Origin of the sequence: Brevibacillus laterosporus, assembly GCA_007833815.1 — a bacterium.
Classification (GTDB): Bacteria; Bacillota; Bacilli; order Brevibacillales; family Brevibacillaceae; genus Brevibacillus_B; species Brevibacillus_B laterosporus_D.
This window is the reverse complement of record CP033464.1, coordinates 2,476,722-2,496,317: the sequence shown is the minus strand read 5'-3', so window position 1 is coordinate 2,496,317 and position 19,596 is coordinate 2,476,722. Positions and strand designations below refer to the sequence as shown.

The following is a 19,596-nucleotide window of genomic DNA, read 5'->3' as shown; positions in this document are numbered from 1 at the left end:
ACAAAGTTTTGTGACAAAAACTTTTATTTTTTATTAAATAGCCGAGAACACTCGTGATTTTAATCATGAGATGAATCGTGCCTATGCTTATAACAGAGATAAGGGAAAGTGGCACGTCCTAAGTCAAATTATCCACACATGTGGATAAATCTTCCAAATCAATGGTAGAATGGGGTCAATAAAAAACGATTCGGAAATGAAAAAAAAGCCACCGGGATCGACTGGAGTTGGCGCTCCTATCGATTCTGTCCAACCGTCTTACACACGGTGAACAGGTAATCCGAAGATTACTAGTCCCATATGGCTCTTTGTCCATAGAGTTTATAATAGGCTGCCATCATAGCAAGCTTTCGTATAAATACGTGAGCCCTGTCACCCAAATAAACCGGTGGCAGGGCTTTAAGTGCTTCCATATTTTTGTAGACTTGTAGAACAATCATTTTACAAGCAAATCATCGAAGTTGGAAAACAAAAATCCGACTGTTATATGTAGTCGGATTTTACTTTTTTCAAATATATAAAATAATAATCAAATATAAAGAGGCTGCAATTAAAATATAAGTTAAATGGAGTTTTAATTTCCAGCAATGTCTAAATCATGTGCTTCAATATCCTTTTTATAAGGGTTTATTGTTTTTTTAACAAGTTCAACAATTGCGTCCTTGTCCAGATATTCATAATACATAGGTAGACCACTTGTACCGGTGGTAGGTAGAGTATATGTTGATAGCGCTTCTGTTCCTTTGATTTTATTAAGCTGACTTGCAAACCATAACATATTCTCTGGTTTAATATCGCTATCTACACTATTAGTAAATATTTCTATAAATTTAGGAATCTTTACTATATTTTCTGGTTTTATCAATTTATCAAGTATGGCCTTGATTACCACCTGTTGATTTTCAATACGCTGATAATCACTAATAATATTATGACCATTATTACCTTTTCTGTAGCGTGCAAATAATAGAGCACTTTCACCATCTAGGTGTTGTTTTCCTTGCTTTAGATTAATATGTAAATCCTGTGTTGGGTCGTCATACTTCATATCTAATGGTACATCAACCTCTACTCCACCAACAGCGTCCACTATTTTAATAAACGCATCAAGATCAACGCTAACATAAAAATCTGGAATAAACCCTATTATTGTTTTAACCTCCCTTTTTAACTGCTCAATACCTCCCTCTTTTCCACCTCCATATAGAGTACCAGCTGGATATGCGGCGTTTATTTTCTTAACGTTACGCTTAACATTTACCTTACTGTCACGCGGAATACTTATAATGTTTGATTCTTTGTTAATTCCATCATAAGAAGCTACCATTATAGTATCTGTATTAATACCTTCGTCCAAGCCAACTAATAGAAAAGTATAAAATTGTTCTTTTCTGTCTTCAGTTGTAAAGCCCTCAGGGGCTTGCAAACCATTGCCTATAAACTTATCATCTGAATTGCCATCCGGCGGTAGAAATGCAAGTTCATCTAAATTAAGATTTACATTGTCTTGTGGAATACTTGGAGGCTTTATTAAACTCTTAAAAAGAAATGTTCCAGCAAACAAGACAGTAAATACAATCATGGTTATAGATAATATCTTGAAAAATTTACTATTTTTATTGTATTTATTACTTTTATTATTCATTTCGATAATACTCCTTTATCAATATATCATTAGACAAAATAGGACAGATTTCGACCATCTCATTTTATATTATAGTATTATATTTTATAATAATTATCAATTAAAATCTTAATGTTAGATTTTTAAAAATAACCAATCAATGAAATAAGTCTAAAGAATGAAACCCTTTCCGGGTTTTTGGGTGACATATGCATTCTTTAACGCTTGTAATACTAAACCCACTCTCTGTCATATTGCGAGAAAAAGAATATCTAACGATTTTCTTTGTTCCATACCTTTATCTTTGCTTGATTGTGGGCGAAATTTCTTCCTTGTAATAGAACGAATATCAGCTTTTTTCATTAAACGCTGAGTTCTTTTTTTGGTATATTCAGTACCTCACAAATGAGTTGGATGGGGTGCTCTTTCACCCATTTATAATGGTTACTTCTGAAACGCCATATTCGCTAGATATTTGTTGTTTCCTGATAGAGTATGTCACAATTTCTTTATTATAAAGGTCTTTGATTACACATAGATAAGCCCATTTTGCATGTGCTTTTTGATTGACATCACATGGTTTTAAAATCCAGTATTGATATCTTCCAATAATTGAATAAAAAGTGCTATACTTGATAACAAAAGAAGAAAATGGGGGCATACTTTTGAAAAATTATCAAACTTTATTATTTGATGTAGATGATACACTATTGGATTTTGGTGCAGCAGAAAGCTTAGCGTTGCGCTTGCTTTTCGAGGAGCAAAACATCCCCTTAACCACTGAAATCTAAGCACGTTATAAAAAGATAAACCAAAGTCTCTGGAGGTCCTTTGAAGAGGGAAATTTAGATCGTGATGAGGTAGTGAATACTCGCTTTTCAATTTTATGTAAGGAATACGGTCAAGAGGTTGATGGACCTTTACTGGAAAAGAACTATCGTAGCTACTTAGAAGAGGGGCATCAGCTTGTTAATGGGGCCTTTGAATTGATAACAGACCTTCAAAATCAATATGACTTATATATTGTTACTAATGGTGTTTCCAAGACTCAGGATAAACGCTTACGTGATTCAGGATTATATCCGCTATTTAAGGATATTTTTGTTTCAGAGGAGACTTCTTAAGCTCGGATATGAAAGGCGGACAGCTAGCTGGGCTAGACACATGTTGGTTCAACCCTGAAATGAAGCCCAATGAAACTGAAATTGTTCCAACCTATCAAATACAAAAGCTTGATGAGCTATATCGAATTTTAAAAATTAGCTCTAAAATCCTCTGAAATCCATATATAAAAAATTAAACCATAAAATGGCCTAATATATACACTCCGTTCAATAGCCAGCTCTATTCCTGTCCCAGCACCAGCAAAATTGTCGACTATTATCTCCCTAAGAAGAGCAGTCCCATCAATCTCCACTCGCTTTCTCCACCTATAAAGTATCTCTCACCAGCTTCAACTTCTCGATCTGATTTCGATTGTCAGACTGTCTGGGTAACTACCTGATTGTTTTGAATGAAAACTAGTTGATTCATGCCTCCCCCTTCCATGTGGAATAGGAGAGAGCCGATTCTATTAAAGTTATCTAAATTACTCGGATCGAGGAAATATATTTTCACCAAAAATTTACGCACCACTAATGACATTAGATTATCATTTTCAATACATCTTGCTGCATACGTAGCCAGTTTTGTGCCTTTATTCACCTGATAGCTCTCAATAGCTTTAATCAGTCCGATGGTACCAATGGAGATCAAATCCTCGCTGTCCTCGCCGGTGTTTTCGAATTTTTTGACGATGTGCGCAACCAACCGCAAATTATGCTCAATTAATTTATTTCGAGCGATAGGGTCTCCCGTTGCCATTAATTTAAGATACTTCTCTTCTTCTACCTCGGGCAGCGGTTGTGGAAACGCATTGTTTTTCACATACGCCACAAACATAACCAATTCCTTAAACAGTAGCGAAAGCGCCACGAAGACACTTGACAAGTCTGCCACCTCCCCTTCAGTCTGCTCCTCTCCCTATCCATATGTGGGCAATTGCCTATACGTGCCTGTACAGAATGAAAACCATTAAATTGCATCAAAAAATGAATAGCCCTATACAGATAAGTAAATGCAGCTTCATAATATCCCCTTTTGATATCCTCTTCTTTGTTGCCACCATGAATATAAAAAATCACTGACCGGTATTCTCAGCAAAAAAAACCGCCAGCAACTAAGCTGACGGATGTTAATGCAATCTATATTCTAGGCAAACATATGTGGAGTAATCTTTTAGATAGTTAACAGTCACTCAGGAAAATCTAATAACCCCCAATGTATGCAAAAACACAAGAATAATCATGAAAGGTAACACGTACCTCACTAGAATAAACCAAATTCCAAAGAATCTCGTCGCCAGTTTGGAACCCCGAACGAATTCATCCTGTAATAATTCTCGTTTCATTTTGGTAGAAACAAATAGGGCAATGAGTAAAGCCCCTAATGGTAACAACAAGTTGCTAACCAAATAATCCGCTACATCGAAAATGCTTTTGCCATAAATCAATTTGTCCGACCAAATTCCAAAAGACAGACAAGATGGAACCCCTAGAACAAATACTCCCATCCCCGCTATCCATGAATAACGTCGACGTTTACTAGGGTCTTTTCGCGTCAGAGAAGCGACAGTAATCTCCAGAAGAGAAAAAGCAGATGTAATCGTAGCAAAAAAGAAGAGTGCTAAGAAACATGCCAGGAAAAGTCCACCTAGTGGTATATGGCTAAATACAGCGGGTAACACATGAAAAAGTAATCCCGGACCTTGTGTTGGTGTAAATCCAAGTGCAAAAACAGCTGGAAAGATGGCCAAGCCTGCCAATAATGATATGAGCAGGTTGAGACTCACAATAGAAACTGCGGATCGCGTCAAACTCACCGATTTATCCAAATAGGATGTATAGGTAGCCATAGCAGATGCACCAAGACTTAGGGCAAAAAATGATTGTCCCATCGCTGCTAAGATGGTAGTCGATTCAATTTTGCTCACATCTGGTTTTAAAAAAAAGACGATTCCTTCCCATGCACCTGGTAATGTTAATGCACGCCCCATAAGTACGATAAACAAAACAAATAAGGCAGGGAACATATATTTATTGGCTTTTTCAATGCCATTTTGTACGCCACGTGAAATGATGATAATAGTAAGAACGATAAAAATAAATTGAGCAGTCAAAGCTAAATAAGGCTCTGAAATGACTTGCCCAAATAATTGCTCGTAATTCATGTTTGGTTGGCTTAGCTTGCCTGTGATCGCCATACCTAAATAAAGTAAAATCCAGCCCCCAACTACACTATAAAATGAAAATAATAAAAAACATGTGATAACACCCATAATACCTAGGAAGTACCATTTCGTTTCTGGTGCTAATTCACGGTAGGCAGACACCGCTTCCTTTCCTGTACTACGGCCAATGACGAACTCACAAAGTAACAGTGGCAAGCCAATCAACAGGGTAAAGAACAGAAACAGTAAAAAGAAGACTCCTCCTCCACTTGTCCCTGCTACATACGGAAATTTCCAGATTGCTCCTAATCCAATAGCTGAACCCGCCGCTGCTAAAATAAATCCAATTCGTGATGTCCATTGTTCTGACTGTTGACTCATTCTATTCTCCGCTCCTGACTTTTCTCTGCTACGTTCCTTTGGAACATTTTAAAAAGTCCCCTAAATTTTATATTATACCTGATTTTCATCCAATTCCAAAGTACTTTACGTGTATACTCAGATGCAAGAAGATTTTTTATACCTTCCCATTTATTAAAGAAAAAGACGACAGGATACTCCCCTGCCGCCTATAAAAACTTATTCAATTCCATAATATTGAGATCAAAATTCTTTCCCTATCGTATTACTAGGTTTTGTTACCTACAATTTTGTAATCATCGACTACGTATACTTCTTCTATTACTATTGCATTTTTACCAAGTGGGGCTTCTATATTTTTCTTCCCCTTTTCTCACTTTAAAATGTTCGACCGCTGTTTGTAAATCTTTTGCAGTTCGATTCACTTCATTTGCAGAAGCCGCAACTTCTTCGATGGCAACTAATTGTTGCTGAGAAGAAGTTGCCACATTTTGCGTATATTGCGTAGCCCCCTGGGCAATTTGAGATAATTGCTCAATATTCGCAGTGACTTCTTCCGTACTAGCTGACATCTGTTCGGAGGAGGCGGATACTTCCTCAATTTGTCCCGTAATGTTTTGAATAGAGGAAACGATTCTTCCAAAAGCTTGTCCAGCTTGTTCGACTGCTTCCACCGTTTCTACTACTTCTCTTTCTCCTTTACTCATGGAATCCATGGCTTGTTGCGTACCTTCCTGTATGCCTTGTACCAACAATCTGATTTGATCCGATGATTCCTTGGATTGTTCAGCTAGTTTACGCACTTCATTGGCTACGACAGCAAAACCTTTTCCATTTTCACCTGCACGTGCCGCTTCAATCGCAGCATTTAACGCAAGCAGATTGGTTTGATTAGAAATTGTAGTGATAGCCCCAGTGATATGTCCAATTTCAGCTGACACTTCATTTAAAATATTAATAACCATAACGGCTTCATTTACCGTTTGACTTAACTCTCTCATTTGGCCTACCGTATTTTGAATGACTGTGTTACCCTGCTCAGCTTCTTTTGCCGCTTCGCCAGCCGCTTCGGCTACCTGGGAAGCAGATTCCGCAATACGCTGGATTCCCGTTGCCATTTCTTCCATTGAACGTACACTTTCCAGAGCACCTTGCATCTGCGTTTCCGAACCTGCTGCTACCTGTTGAATGTCTGCGGAAATTTGCGTCGTGGCTTGTGTTGTCTGTTCAGCATGAACAAAGAGATTTTCCGAAGAATCGACCATGCTTGCCGTCGTACGATGAATACCCTTTACTACCTCTTCAATACTGCATAGCATTGTATTAAAGTTCTCTGCTAATACGCCTATCTCATCCTTAGATGTTATTGGCACACGCACAGTAAGGTCTCCTTGTGCTGTCTGTAAAGATAGGTCAGATAGCGCTTTGATCCGTTTCATGGTATGACGAATCGCAAAGATACTACCGCCAAGTAAAATAACTCCAAAGAATAAACTTATTAACACGGGAAATTGCAAGCTTTGCAGGAGATCTTTTTGCATAAGATCATAATCAAAGTTTATAGCTAAAACAGCTGACACTTGATCAGAACGATTCTTAATTGTTGTAAATACCGTCAAAACCTCTTTATCCTCATTAATAAAAGATTTTGAAATGCTTTCCCCCTTATCCAACGCACTTTGATAGGCAACAAGCTGCGATGGGTTAAGCTCTATAATAGAGTTAGGCTTTACCCCAGCCTCTACAAGCTTTTCACTAGCTAAAATGACTTTAAGCTGGCTCTTTTGGTCGTTTTGAATAAGATCTGGAGCAAAAAGGTATCCATCTGTTACATATTCCGCTTGTAAAGAATTATCCAATTTGTTGGATAAACTTATAAAGACGTTGGTGTAGCCCGAATTGCTGTTTGACTCATCGACAATTAGCCGTTTAACAGCGTCAATTTCCGAAGATAACGTTTCAAGTTGGGTATCCACCGATTTTGAAATCGCTGCTATTACTTGAATAAACATCTGTTTCTGACGATCGTACGATAATACAATGGAAACCGAGGTAAATAAAAGAATGATAATGGAGATAAAAGCTATCGCACGAAACGAAAGGCTTCTGTGATTCAAATGGTATCGCCTCCCACATTTTTCCAGTGATTTGAACAGACTTGTGCATTATCTATATCGTCAATATACACGGAAAAATTTAGGCCTAATTACTTAAAAACTGTAGAAAAGATCGAGAATTCAACTTTCCCAACAAAATAACAGTGTAATTTCTCCTTTTAACGTTCCTATTTTCTGTTTCTTTATCTCTAGCCTCTTGCCCGATACACGTCCTTTTACCTTCTCACATATACTGGCAAGACAATTATCACTTCCGTCATTTGGAAAGGAGGTCTTGGGATGGCAACCTTATATCTTACAGAAGCCGCATGGTCCCAGATTCAAAAGTCGGTCCGACAATATCCCGATTTGGAGACAGGTGGGATTCTCTTAGGTTATAAGCGAGATGATAACAGTTGGCTTATTACGTTTGCTAGTGAGCCTGGTCCTAATGCACTACGTATGCAACATTCCATTATGTTTGATGATTCTTATCTTCGCCGCATCGTTAAGCGTAAAACACGACCAAATAGCCAAATCCAGTACATTGGAGACTGGCACAGTCATACAATGCCGCCTCTTACGCCTAGTCGAACCGACAAAAATACGTTTGTTCAAAAAAGCAATCAAAAAGAATATCGTTCCAACTCTCCTATCATGTTGATCGTCGGGTATAACCGCCAGGAACAGCTCATGGCCCGCGGCTTTTTCTTAGAGAAAGGAATTCGTTCCTTTTCTAAGATCGAAGTTCAAACGTCGCAAGCCGCTCAATAGCTAGTTTAAATGCTTGAGTTGCTTTGCTTGCACCAGATGTTGGTTGGTTCTTAGCTACTACCACAATAGCGTATCGAGGTCTATCAACTGGGGTAAATCCAGCAAACCATTGATGTACCTTAGGCTCTCCTTTATATAAGACCTGTGCGGTTCCACTTTTTCCAGCGACAGATAATGGCAGGTCTTTCAAGGAGCTGCCTGTGCCTTCTTGGACAACCTCTTGTAGAAAACGCGAAAGCTTTTGGGAAGTAACCTTGTCCAAACCTACCCCAGACAGATCATTTTCCGGAAACTGATAAAAACGACTCCCATTCCGATAATCAATTTCTGATACGAGACGCGCTTCTTTTGCTTTGCCACCCCGAGCAATCATGGCCATCATATTGGCTGTCTGTAGGGGAGAAATTTGTACATCACGCTGGCCAATCGCGGTTTGAATGAGGACCCCCTCATCATTTGGAGATACTCCTTTTGCAAATACTTGCCCTTTCTCTTCCCCGTCCAATTGCTTAAAATTTTCTATTTTATACAATTGATCTACCTGCCAACCAATTTGTTTGGTTAGCCCCATCTTCTCCGCTTGTTTAGTAATCCGTTCTCCACCTAAACGCTTGGCAATCTCTGCAAAGGTAATATTACATGACTCGGCAAAGGCTTCCAACATAGTTAGATGCCCGTGACCTTCTTTTTTCCAGCAGGAGAATCCATATTTTCCGTAGCTACCTTCACAGGTAAAGGTTTCACTAGGAGATACAACCCCATCCTCTAATGCAGCCGCAGCTACGACCGTTTTGTAAACTGAGCCTGGAGAAATCTGAGTCAAAGCTTGATTTTTCCATTTTCCTTCCGCCACATTTACCTTTGTTGGATCGAACTTTGGACGAGAAGCCATAGACAGGATATCGCTACTTTTCACATCAAGCACCACGACAGCTCCATCTTCTATTCCCGCCATATCCATTGCTTGTTCCATAAAAGACTGTATTTGGCGATCCAATGTCGTCTTCATTGTCAACGGATAAAAAGCATTATCTTCTACAGAAAATCGTGTATCCAATCCACTCAAGGGATTTCCTTGACCATCTACATAATAAGATAGAATAGAAGGCTGCATGCCTTGTAAAAATCGATCAAAGGTCCGTTCCAGTCCAGAAGAGCCAAGTGGGGTATCTAACATAATCTTTCCATTACGTAAATCATCTGCATATAATTGCGCAACACGTTCAGGATTTTGACTAATATAACCGATCACCTGTTTGGCAATACCTGTTGGTGCATAGCGCTCCGTCATGGCAACGGATAAAATACCTGGTATTTTCAGATCGTTAATTTGCTTCATCTGTTTTTCATTTAACTCAATAATGTTTCCCGCGAAATCACGCAATGGGGCAGGACTTTTTCCATTCTGAATCATTTTCATGATTTCAGACTCTCTACTTTGCACGATTTCTGCTACTTCTCTAATCTTCTCATTTACCTCTGCGTTCCCACGAGCCAACGGAAAAATAATGAGAGCATTTTTTTTTACTCCCGTAAGTGATTCTCCATGACGGTCTGTCATCTCGCCGCGTCCACTGTTTAACGTAATCGATTGCTGCCTTTGTTTAACAGCTGCTTTGACAAGATCAATATTGTGGGGGGAAAAGGAATTGGTCGCTGCTACCTGAATCCACCAAAGCCTCAATAGCAACCCACCGAATAGCAAACTGATAATAATTAGGATGAGAAAGCTTCGCCGTTTATTCAGCGCTCTCAGGTCCATTTTCTTCCTCATCTCCTTTGCTTTTTTCTCCCCAGTATTTCCCTCTATATATCTTTTCAAACCAAAAAGACCCACACCATGTAAAATGGTATGGGTCTTTTGCAATTCATTCATGACGACCTATTTTTAATCAAAATAGCATTGGTTCTTATCATGTAAGATATTGTGAATCTTCGTAGAGAGCAGATCAAGTGCTACCTTGTTATAGCCACCCTCCGGAATAATAATGTTCGCATAGCGTTTCGTTGGTTCGATGAATTGCAAATGCATCGGACGAACAACATTTAAGTATTGTTGGACAACACTATCTAAACTGCGTCCGCGCTCCTCAATATCGCGCTGAATGCGTCTCACGATACGTACATCGGCGTCTGTATCAACAAACACCTTAATATCCATCATGTCGCGAATACGTTGGTCTTCTAGGATCAACATACCTTCAAGGATAATAACATCAGCTGGCTGGACGTTAACCGTCGTTGCTGCTCTAGTATGCTCCTTAAAATCATATTTCGGTTTTTCGATTGCTCGATAGTTGAGTAGCTCATGGAGGTGTGTTAGCAATAGATCATTATCAAAAGCAAAAGGATGGTCGTAATTGGTTTTTACTCGCTCATCCATTGTCATGTAGCTTTGATCCTTGTAATAAGAATCCTGCTCAATCATCAAGACACTCTCGTCTTTAAACTGGCGGTATAATTCTCTTGCAACGGTGGTTTTACCGGACCCGCTTCCTCCGGCTACCCCAATTAGTACGGGGCGACCCATTCTAAAGCTCCTTCCTCATCATGTCATAAGGTTTCACCGGTTGGCTTACCTTCAATTTGACTAATGACATTGGATGACGTGCTGCATCTAATGATTCATCAGTGACATGGTGCCAAATTTGTTCTACTTGTTGTGCAAAGAATGTATCTGGTCCAAAGAATTCCACTTTCGAGCCCACTTTAAAATGGTTACGCACTTGAACAGTTGCAATACTTGTAGCAGGATCGTAATCCATAACCAGCCCCGCAAAATCATAAGGAATTGGATGATCTGGTTCACCAAAGATTTGTTCTTGTGTGCTTGGGCTTCCGTAAAAGAATCCAGTAGACAGCGTACGTGGCGCAGCCTTGTACACTTCGTCGATCCATTCTTGCTTGATCTTGAAGTTTTTCGGATCTTCAAAGTAAGAGTCAATCGCCATGCGATAAGCACGGGAAACGGTCGCTGCATAATGGATGGATTTCATCCGGCCTTCCACTTTAAAGGAATCGACGCCAGCTTCAATCATATCCGCAATATACGGCAACATGCTTAAATCTTTTGGAGACATCGTATATTGCTCGTCTCCTTCAGCAAACAATGTCTTAACTCCGTTTTTCTCTGCCTCTTCAAAGTTAAATCCATCTTCAAATAGATCATATTTCCAACGACAGGATTGTGCACAGCCTCCACGGTTAGAGTCACGCATCGCCATATGATTGGACAATACACAACGACCAGAATAAGCAATACACATCGCGCCGTGAATAAACGCTTCGATTTCTACATCAACATGAGATTTAATATCATAAATCTCTTTCATGGAAACTTCACGTGCTAGAACGACACGGGAAATTCCTTCATCTTTCCAAAACTGCACGGATCGCCAGTTCGTTGTTGACGCCTGTGTACTCAAATGTACTTCAATCTTAGGCGCAGCTTTCTTACAAGCCTGAATAAGTGCAGGGTCAGCTACGATAACAGCATCAATACCAATATTTTGTAGTTCTTGATAGTACTCCGCCATTCCACCTAAATCTTCATTGTGAGCAATAATATTGGTCGCTACAAACACTTTAGCTCCGCGATCGTGGGCAAATTTAACCCCTTCACGCATTTCATCATAGGAGAAGTTATCAGCATTGGCACGCAAGCTGTATACTTGACCACCGATATAAACGGCGTCTGCTCCATAACGAATCGCAAACTGCAATTTTTCTAGGTTGCCTGCTGGAGCTAGCAACTCAGGCTTGGCAATCACCGGTTTTAATCCTGTTTGGTTTGGGGTTATAATCGTGCCCAAGATGATTCACCTCTCATTTCAATTTACGCAAGTCTTCTTTACCCGTTTATGCATGGTAAGGAATTGGTGGTTTATAATAAAATCCGGTATTTAAAGGTCGATTTTCTGGTTGTAATGCTTCGATTTTCTCAAGAAATTCGGCTGCCTTATCACGATAAAGTTCTACATCAGATACGCACAAATCTAATGCTTCACGATATAGCTTGGTCACTGAGATTACATACTCAGACGTATGCAACAGCCCTTCAATTTTCAAGCTGTCCAGTTCCCCATTTACAAAATCTTCGAGACCATCAATCATACAGATATCTTCCGCACTGATAATATGAGTGCCATGGACATCTTCATATACAGGATAGCTGATATTGCGACGTTTTTCTTCCTTCACGTACATGCCGCGATCCATGCTGGTATCTTCCTGTTCCATATCACGTCCCTGATGACCAAAATAAGCCGAGACCAAATCACGCTTGGATTGGAAAATGCAAGTCGGACCATGCACCTGCGTTTGAATCTCACATGTTGCTTCCTGCTGATTTTCAATCGTTTCATCAATGGTCAACTCACGCGCCAATACAGCACGGTTTGCCCCTTTTTCCGCCCAATAATTAATTGTATCGTAACTTGTCGATAGCATTTCCATACTCCAGTGTAGCTTTAGCTTGGGAGCCATTTGTTTAACTGCAACTAACACCGCTGGATCGCCAAATACGACAGCATCTGCTCCCACTGCTTGCAAATGAATCAGAAAATCGTCTAATCCATCTAACTCTTCATTGTGCAATAACGTATTTATATTGATGTACACCTTAGCACCTTTACTATGTGCCAGGCGAATCGCTTCGTCTATTTCTTCTACGGTAAAATCTCCTGCATTGCGAAGTCCATAGCGTGCTTCCCCAATGCTAAGAGCATCCGCACCTGCCTCAATCAATGGTAGGACATCAGCTATTTTTTTTACCGCAACTAATAGTTCAGGCTTTTTCACGCACTGCCCTCTCCTCTCGTCTGCTTTACACTAATCGCAATCCCATCCCCGATTGGTACAATTGATGTTTCCAGTTCAGGGTGTCCCATGAGATGCTTGTTAAATCCATCAATCTTTTCTACCATTTTCTTTTGCCGTTTTCCTGCTGATTGCGGATCAGTCACGAGACCACGGTACAGAACATTATCCGTAATCACTAGACCTCCTTCTTTTAACAGAGGAAGGTATAATTGTAAAAAGGTGAGGTACTGTCCCTTAGCAGCATCAATAAACAAACAATCAAACTCATATGAATCAGCTAAACCTCTCGTCGCGTCTCCCTCTATCAGTTCAATTCGATCTTCAAGTCCAGCTTCTTTAAAAGTAGCTCGTGCGCGGGAGATGCGCTCTTCGTCCAGCTCCATCGTTACAATTTTTGCCGTAGGAGCAGCCTCGGCCAACCAGGTTGTCGAATACCCAATAGCTGTACCCACTTCCAAGATGCTTTTGGGTCTTTTAATTAACAGTAAGGTACGCAAGAATTGAGCCCCAGTCAACTGAATAATAGGGATATTCTCTTCATGTGCCTCCTGCTCCAGTCTCGTTAATAGCGGGGAGCGCTCTGGAATAAGATCTTTTAAATAATTATCTATAGCAGGGTTCGTAATCATGTGAAAGGTCCCCCGTTCTCTTCAACCAGATAATATACATTTTGGTATAGAATCTGTCATAAGCTAATTCACAACCGCTCTATTATAACACATTTCGACAAAACAGCCAGTATCGTTTTGCTACCAACTGCCTTGACTTTTAGCATTTTTTGAAGCATGTTCTGCAAAAGTTTTGGAGAAGTAATGCTCCTGTGTCCCGTCCTTTTTCGTCACAAAGAAGAAGTATTCATTTTCTTGTGGTTTCACGACCGACTCCAGTGATGCTCTACCGGGACTCGCAATCGGTCCAGGCGGCAGTCCTTCGTGCAGATACGTGTTATAAGGGCTAGCAATCTTTAAATCTTCAAAAGTGATACGATCACGTTGCTTACCTAATACGAATTGTACAGTGGCACATGATTGTAACTTCCATCTATCACGCATGCGGTTATAAAAAATTCCTGCTACGATTGGCCGTTCTTGATCCACAACCACTTCACGTTCCACGATCGCAGCTAAATTAACCGCTTCATCCATGGTTATCTTGTGTTTCTTAATTTGTTCGGTCCATTCTGGCTTCCACTCTTTTTGGAACTGTCCCAGCATTTTGGCGATAATTTCATGCTCAGTTGCTCCCTTGCGTACTTCATAGGTTTCCGGGAACAAATATCCCTCTAACCGATATTTTCGCCCTTCTTTCTTTGGAATAGACGAGACAAACGGAAATTCTGGGAAATTCCCTTCATTTATTTCATGTATAAATATATCTTTCTCAATTAGCCCTTTTTTAGCAAGAGCCTCAGCAATTTGGCTTACGTTCCAGCCCTCTGGTACGGTAAAGCGAACCACTTCTGCCTGGGTTCCTTTGCTCAACATATTGATTAGTTGCTCAGTAGTTACTTGTTGATCAAATTGATAGATACCCGCTTTTAAATCACCAGCAACGCCTTGATAGCGCACATAATACGAGAATAAAGTGGCATTTTTAATGACACCATTCTTCTCTAGTAACGTAGCTATCTGCTTGACGCTAGAACCTGCCGGAATGTCCACTTCTGTCGTAGCTGTAATTGGATTTGTTTGTAGCTGTTGATATACATAATAAGTCCCCACTCCACCCACAATCAGGCCGAGAAATATGACCCATAACAATCCTTTTACGATAAACCCGCCGCTTCGTCCCCTCCGCGATCGGGATTGATTCCCTAGCAAATTTTGTCTTTCTTCACTATCTTTTGCCAAGCGCACACACTCCTCCTCACATAACATCGCCATTCATTATACAAAAAGATAGCAAATCTTGCACGCTTGATAACGATTCTTCTTGCTGTCTATCTATGTTTTTTTCCGTTGAGGAGAAGGTTCGACACCTGATAGTTTCATAATCAAAAATTCCGCTAGTTCTTATAATTCTTGACTCATCTTTTTTACATCTTCAAAAACTCGTCTTAGTGAATGAACATGACAAACAACTTCATCTTCTAGCTGGTCAATCTCTGGAAAACTGAACCATCTTGCTTCGATAATTTCTTTTCCATCTATCTGAACGCTACCGCCAATCACCTTCGCAGTAAAGACATTGCGCACTAATTGTTTTCTCGTCGCACTTACAAATTGATAAATACCCGATAAACTGATTAAATCTACATCTAGACCCGTTTTTGTACGTGTTTCTCGAACAGCGGCATCCATAATTTTTTCTCCTGCTTGTACGACCCCTGATGGGATATTCCATAGACCTCCCTGCTCTTCACTGTCTTCTCTAATCAGTAAAACTCGATCTTCTTGTATAATTACAGTACTAACCATTTTTGTCGCCATATGCTCCCTCTTTCATTCATGATGTAAAAAAAGCATGAGCTACCGAAGAAAAGGCATCATCTCTTTGATGCACTCTTCTCCAGTTGACCCATGCCTTTGTTACCTACTACGTTATCAAATACTAGATCTCTTCGCCTTCCAATTCAGCGACCAGTGTTTCAAAGGTAGCTTCTACAGCATCCCATTCAGCATCGTCTTCAATCGGCTCAAGAATGTCACTTCCATCATAACGCAAGAAATGAACTTCATACTCTTCGTCATCTTCCTGATCAACCGGAACCAAAACTAAATAATTGCGATCTTCTACTTCTAGGATGTACATGATGCGGAAATCACGGGTAGCTGAATCGTCTTCCCCTTCCTCCACCAATGCGATCACGTCGCCTACTTCATAGTCATTTTGCATGTCTTCACTCATTGCTTTCACCTCGAATTAGCATCCATATACCCCTGAAGGATGAGTACGGCTGCCATTTTATCAATCACTTTCTTGCGCTTTTGGCGACTCACATCAGCAGAGATTAACATTTTTTCAGCTGCCATCGTCGTCAATCGCTCATCCCAGAGATGAACGGGTAATCCTGTCCGCTCCTTCAGTTGCTCGGCAAAAGCTTGACAGTATTCACCCTTGGGGCCAATCGTGCCGTTCATATTCTTCGGCAGACCAACCACCAGTGCTTGTACTTGGTACGTCGCAATCCATTCTTCGATACGTCCAAAATCTTTTTCTTTGGACGAGCGTCTAATCGTTTCGATTCCTTGAGCGGTCCAACCTAGCTCATCGCTTACTGCGACGCCTATAGTCTTCTCACCCACATCCAATCCAAGTATTCGCATAATTATCTCCTATGAAGTTATGAACCTTTTGGTGACAAATAAGCTTTCACCATTTCTTCAATCAGCTTGTCGCGTTCAATTTTGCCTATCAAACTGCGAGCATTGTTATGGCGAGGAATAAATGCAGGATCTCCTGATAGTAGATATCCTACAATCTGCGTAATCGGATTATAGCCTTTTTCTTGTAGAGCGCTATATACTTCTTCCAAAGTGGCACGTACTTCAGCTTCGCTTGCTTCCTTTGGAGCGCTAAACTTCATGGTATTGTCCATAGACATAGCCTAACACCTCGCTTTATTTAAAAATGGGCCTGTTACAAGCATAATGAATGGGCTCATTTTTAGAGTTGATCGGAAAGGCAAAGGATTCACCCGCACAGCGAATGAATCCAGTTCACCTTGTTACTCTATATTGTAGACGTTTTGCCTATTGATTTGCAACCGCTTGTCCTTCGACTACGCTCGCAACGATCGAAAGTGCCTCGCCTAATTTAGCTGGTTCCTTACCGCCAGCCTGTGCCATATCAGGACGACCACCACCACCACCGCCGCAACGGGTTGCTACTTCTTTGACGATTTTACCAGCATGGAAGCCCTGGCCCATCAGGTCTTTGGTCACTCCGGCTACGATGTTTACCTTATCGTCTTCTACAGATGCAAGCACGATAATTGCGGAGCCTAATTTATTTTTCAGCTCATCCACCATGCCACGTAAGTTATCCATATCCGTAGCAGATACTTGAGTAGCTAAAAGTTTTACACCCTTCACTTCTTGTACTTGCTCCGTGAGGGTTCCTGCCTCAATATTACCCAACTTTGTGCGTAATGATTCAGCTTCACGTTGTGTCTCTTTCAATTGAGCCAATACGCTCTCTACACGAGCAGGTGTCTCATGCAATTGCGGAGATTTGACTGCTTGTGCCACTTCTTTTAGTGTAGCTAACTGTTGGTTCAAATATTGATAAGCGCCACGACCTGTCACCGCTTCAATACGACGAGTCCCTGCTCCAATGCCGCTCTCGCTCAAAATTTTTAATAGACCAATTTCAGCTGTATTCCCTACATGGCAACCACCGCACAGTTCAATGCTATAGCCTTCCACATTAACCACACGCACGACGTCCCCATACTTCTCTCCGAATAGTGCCATCGCGCCCATTTCTCTTGCCTCAGCAATCTTCATGTTCGAAATATTGACCGGCAGGTTCTTCCAGATCTGTTCATTCACGATCTGCTCGATACTCTCCAGCTCTTCTGCTGTAATAGAGCTAATATGTGTAAAGTCAAAGCGAAGTCGCTCAGGAGATACCAAGGAACCTGCTTGATTCACATGTGTTCCAAGCACATCTTTTAGAGCCTGATGCAATAAGTGAGTCGCTGTATGGTTTTTAATCGTAGCGTTACGACCTTGTTGGCCTACTTCAGCCGCAACCTGAGCACCTACATGTAATGTACCTGCTTCAATCAGTACTTGATGTACGTTTTGACCATGCGGCCCTTTCTGTACATCCAATACGCGTGCTTTAACAGTATCTGCTGTCAATGTACCTTCGTCATTAATCTGTCCGCCGCTCTCAGCGTAGAAAGGAGTACGGTCTAACACCACTTGGCACGTAACGCCTTCCTGTGCTTCTTGTGCCAATTGGTTGTCAACGATAATGGCCTCGACTTTGGCATCAGCAAACAGTGTTGTATAACCGATAAATTCGCTTGCTACTGTTAATTCGGACAATGCCCCACCTTGAGTCTGCATGCTGTCTACATCTTGACGAGCAGCACGAGCACGTTCACGCTGCTCTTCCATTGCTTGTTCGAAACCATCGCGGTCAACAGTAAGGCCTTGCTCCATCGCGAAGTCCTCGGTCAAGTCAACAGGGAAGCCATATGTGTCATACAGTTTGAAGGTATCAGGACCGCTCAATTGCGTGCCACCTGTTTCCTTCGTTGCTTTTACCATGCCTTCTAAAATGGACAAGCCTTCTTCCAATGTTTCATGGAAACGCTCTTCCTCCGCGCGGATTACACGCTCGATAAAATCGCGCTTTTGTACTACTTCTGGGTAAAAATCCCCCATCATATCGCCAACTGTTTTAGTCAACGTGTACAAGAACGGCTTCTGGATACCTAGCATTTTCCCCATGCGTACAGCACGGCGAAGTAAACGACGTAATACGTAGCCACGACCTTCATTAGATGGCAAAGCTCCGTCTCCAATAGCAAAAGATACGGTACGTACGTGGTCAGCAATTACCTTTAGAGCTACATCAAGCTCATCATTGGTCTTATAAGACACACCGGAAATCTTACTCGTCTCTTCAATTAGTGGAAACAACAGGTCTGTCTCATAGTTGTTATCCACATTTTGAATAACCGAAACCATACGCTCCAAACCCATACCTGTATCAATATTTTTCTTAGGTAATGGAGTATAAGTACCATCAGGATTATGATTAAATTGCGAGAATACTAGATTCCACACTTCTAAATAACGTTCGTTCTCGCCACCTGGGTACAATTCTGGATCACTTGGGTCATTACCAAATGATTCCCCGCGATCATAGAAAATCTCTGTGTTCGGACCACTTGGACCTTCTCCGATATCCCAGAAATTTCCTTCCAAACGAATGATACGCTCTTCTGGTACGCCAATTTCTTTATTCCAAATTTCAAATGCTTCATCATCTTCGGGATGGATGGTTACAGATAATTTCTCTGGGTCAAAACCAATCCAATCCGGGCTTGTCAGGAACTCCCATGCCCAATGAATAGCTTCGTTTTTAAAATATTCCCCAATAGAGAAATTCCCCAGCATTTCAAAGAAAGTATGGTGACGCGCTGTACGTCCTACGTTTTCAATGTCGTTTGTACGGATTGATTTTTGCGCATTGGTAATACGGGGATTATCAGGAATAATTCGTCCATCAAAATATTTTTTCAGGGTAGCTACTCCACTGTTAATCCACAACAAAGATGGGTCATCAACTGGCACCAAAGATGCACTTGGTTCAATGCGATGTCCTTTACTCACAAAGAAATCCAAATACATTTGACGAACTTGATTTCCTGTCAACTTCTTCATGTTGTTTACCTCCTTTATTTTTCAACACGAGGTATTGACCAACTTGTCCTTTTTCTGTTCGGCCAAACCATCGTTTTGTATACGTATGCTGACTTTCAGACAAATAAAAAAAGCCCTCATCCCCTCAGGGACGAGAGCTATTGTCTCGCGGTACCACCCTGCTTACAGAACTCCCCTTTTTATACACCAAAAATAGCGCTTAAAAATGAGAGCATCTGTCGCTTTCCTGACCATAACGGGGTCTGCCGCCGGTTTTTCCGGTCTTCGGAGTAGCCTTCAGTTGTCCTTCTTTTGGATGCCCTTGCAGCC

Annotated in this window: 15 protein-coding genes and 2 pseudogenes; 2 read left to right on the top strand and 15 right to left on the bottom strand. The window is 40.9% G+C overall.

Annotated features, from left to right (window positions below; genetic code table 11):
* Window positions 1-574 precede the first annotated feature (574 nt).
* Window positions 575-1,645 (bottom strand): LytR family transcriptional regulator, encoded by a 1,071-nt coding sequence (locus EEL30_13085; GenBank protein QDX93158.1) that lies wholly within the window; start codon window positions 1,643-1,645, stop codon window positions 575-577.
* Window positions 1,646-2,289: 644 nt separating this feature from the next.
* Here EEL30_13085 and EEL30_13080 point away from each other — a divergent pair.
* Window positions 2,290-2,903 (top strand): annotated as a pseudogene (locus EEL30_13080) (noncanonical pyrimidine nucleotidase, YjjG family).
* A gap of 356 nt (window positions 2,904-3,259) precedes the next feature.
* Here the strand turns inward: EEL30_13080 and EEL30_13075 are convergent.
* The 3 genes and pseudogenes from EEL30_13075 to EEL30_13065 form a co-directional block, all read right to left on the bottom strand.
* Window positions 3,260-3,613, bottom strand: a pseudogene (locus EEL30_13075) (sigma-70 family RNA polymerase sigma factor).
* Window positions 3,614-3,920: 307 nt separating this feature from the next.
* Window positions 3,921-5,273, bottom strand: coding sequence for a sodium-dependent transporter (locus tag EEL30_13070; protein QDX93157.1), 1,353 nt, complete (start codon window positions 5,271-5,273; stop codon window positions 3,921-3,923).
* A gap of 314 nt (window positions 5,274-5,587) precedes the next feature.
* Window positions 5,588-7,369: a methyl-accepting chemotaxis protein gene (locus EEL30_13065; GenBank protein ID QDX93156.1), complete on the bottom strand. Its 1,782-nt coding sequence runs from the start codon at window positions 7,367-7,369 to the stop codon at window positions 5,588-5,590.
* Between the two features lie 279 nt (window positions 7,370-7,648).
* Between EEL30_13065 and EEL30_13060 the strand changes: the two genes are divergently transcribed.
* Complete coding sequence (locus EEL30_13060) at window positions 7,649-8,122, top strand: hypothetical protein (protein ID QDX93155.1); 474 nt, start codon at window positions 7,649-7,651, stop codon at window positions 8,120-8,122.
* Here EEL30_13060 and EEL30_13055 read toward each other — a convergent pair.
* The 11 genes from EEL30_13055 to EEL30_13005 all read right to left on the bottom strand — a co-directional run bounded on the left by EEL30_13055 (window position 8,085) and on the right by EEL30_13005 (window position 19,287).
* Window positions 8,085-9,884 (bottom strand): penicillin-binding protein 2, encoded by a 1,800-nt coding sequence (locus tag EEL30_13055; protein ID QDX95759.1) that lies wholly within the window; start codon window positions 9,882-9,884, stop codon window positions 8,085-8,087. The two genes, EEL30_13060 and EEL30_13055, sit on opposite strands and share 38 nt — an antisense overlap.
* A gap of 126 nt (window positions 9,885-10,010) precedes the next feature.
* Window positions 10,011-10,652 (bottom strand): uridine kinase, encoded by a 642-nt coding sequence (locus EEL30_13050; protein QDX93154.1) that lies wholly within the window; start codon window positions 10,650-10,652, stop codon window positions 10,011-10,013.
* A 1-nt stretch (window position 10,653) separates the two neighbouring features.
* Entirely contained in the window at window positions 10,654-11,934 is a 1,281-nt protein-coding gene (locus EEL30_13045) for a U32 family peptidase (GenBank protein ID QDX93153.1), read from the bottom strand.
* A gap of 46 nt (window positions 11,935-11,980) precedes the next feature.
* Entirely contained in the window at window positions 11,981-12,922 is a 942-nt protein-coding gene (locus EEL30_13040) for a U32 family peptidase (protein ID QDX93152.1), read from the bottom strand.
* A complete protein-coding gene (locus tag EEL30_13035) occupies window positions 12,919-13,572 on the bottom strand; it encodes an O-methyltransferase (protein ID QDX93151.1) in 654 nt (217 codons plus the stop codon). The genes EEL30_13040 and EEL30_13035 overlap by 4 nt, the downstream gene beginning before the upstream one ends.
* A 120-nt stretch (window positions 13,573-13,692) precedes the next feature.
* Window positions 13,693-14,799: an endolytic transglycosylase MltG gene (mltG, locus tag EEL30_13030; GenBank protein QDX93150.1), complete on the bottom strand. Its 1,107-nt coding sequence runs from the start codon at window positions 14,797-14,799 to the stop codon at window positions 13,693-13,695.
* A 156-nt stretch (window positions 14,800-14,955) separates the two neighbouring features.
* Complete coding sequence (locus EEL30_13025) at window positions 14,956-15,372, bottom strand: NUDIX domain-containing protein (protein QDX93149.1); 417 nt, start codon at window positions 15,370-15,372, stop codon at window positions 14,956-14,958.
* A 121-nt stretch (window positions 15,373-15,493) separates the two neighbouring features.
* On the bottom strand, window positions 15,494-15,790 hold the full coding sequence (locus tag EEL30_13020) for a DUF1292 domain-containing protein (protein ID QDX93148.1): 297 nt from the start codon (window positions 15,788-15,790) through the stop codon (window positions 15,494-15,496).
* A 5-nt stretch (window positions 15,791-15,795) separates the two neighbouring features.
* Entirely contained in the window at window positions 15,796-16,209 is a 414-nt protein-coding gene (gene ruvX, locus EEL30_13015) for a Holliday junction resolvase RuvX (protein QDX93147.1), read from the bottom strand.
* Between the two features lie 17 nt (window positions 16,210-16,226).
* Entirely contained in the window at window positions 16,227-16,487 is a 261-nt protein-coding gene (locus tag EEL30_13010; protein QDX93146.1) for an IreB family regulatory phosphoprotein, read from the bottom strand.
* 148 nt (window positions 16,488-16,635) lie between these two features.
* The gene (locus EEL30_13005; protein ID QDX93145.1) at window positions 16,636-19,287 is read right to left on the bottom strand and encodes an alanine--tRNA ligase; all 2,652 of its coding nucleotides are present in this window, start codon (window positions 19,285-19,287) and stop codon (window positions 16,636-16,638) included.
* Between the last annotated feature and the right edge of the window lie 309 nt (window positions 19,288-19,596).

What these genes read in the sequence shown, in the direction of transcription:
- EEL30_13085 (QDX93158.1), bottom strand. Translation starts at nt 1,645, where the DNA reads ATGAATAATAAAAGTAATAAATACAATAAAAATAGTAAATTTTTCAAG.
- EEL30_13070 (QDX93157.1), bottom strand. Translation starts at nt 5,273, where the DNA reads ATGAGTCAACAGTCAGAACAATGGACATCACGAATTGGATTTATTTTA.
- EEL30_13060 (QDX93155.1), top strand. Translation starts at nt 7,649, where the DNA reads ATGGCAACCTTATATCTTACAGAAGCCGCATGGTCCCAGATTCAAAAG.
- EEL30_13055 (QDX95759.1), bottom strand. Translation starts at nt 9,884, where the DNA reads ATGGACCTGAGAGCGCTGAATAAACGGCGAAGCTTTCTCATCCTAATT.
- EEL30_13050 (QDX93154.1), bottom strand. Translation starts at nt 10,652, where the DNA reads ATGGGTCGCCCCGTACTAATTGGGGTAGCCGGAGGAAGCGGGTCCGGT.
- EEL30_13035 (QDX93151.1), bottom strand. Translation starts at nt 13,572, where the DNA reads ATGATTACGAACCCTGCTATAGATAATTATTTAAAAGATCTTATTCCA.
- EEL30_13025 (QDX93149.1), bottom strand. Translation starts at nt 15,372, where the DNA reads ATGGCGACAAAAATGGTTAGTACTGTAATTATACAAGAAGATCGAGTT.
- EEL30_13020 (QDX93148.1), bottom strand. Translation starts at nt 15,790, where the DNA reads ATGAGTGAAGACATGCAAAATGACTATGAAGTAGGCGACGTGATCGCA.
- ruvX (QDX93147.1), bottom strand. Translation starts at nt 16,209, where the DNA reads ATGCGAATACTTGGATTGGATGTGGGTGAGAAGACTATAGGCGTCGCA.
- EEL30_13010 (QDX93146.1), bottom strand. Translation starts at nt 16,487, where the DNA reads ATGTCTATGGACAATACCATGAAGTTTAGCGCTCCAAAGGAAGCAAGC.
- EEL30_13005 (QDX93145.1), bottom strand. Translation starts at nt 19,287, where the DNA reads ATGAAGAAGTTGACAGGAAATCAAGTTCGTCAAATGTATTTGGATTTC.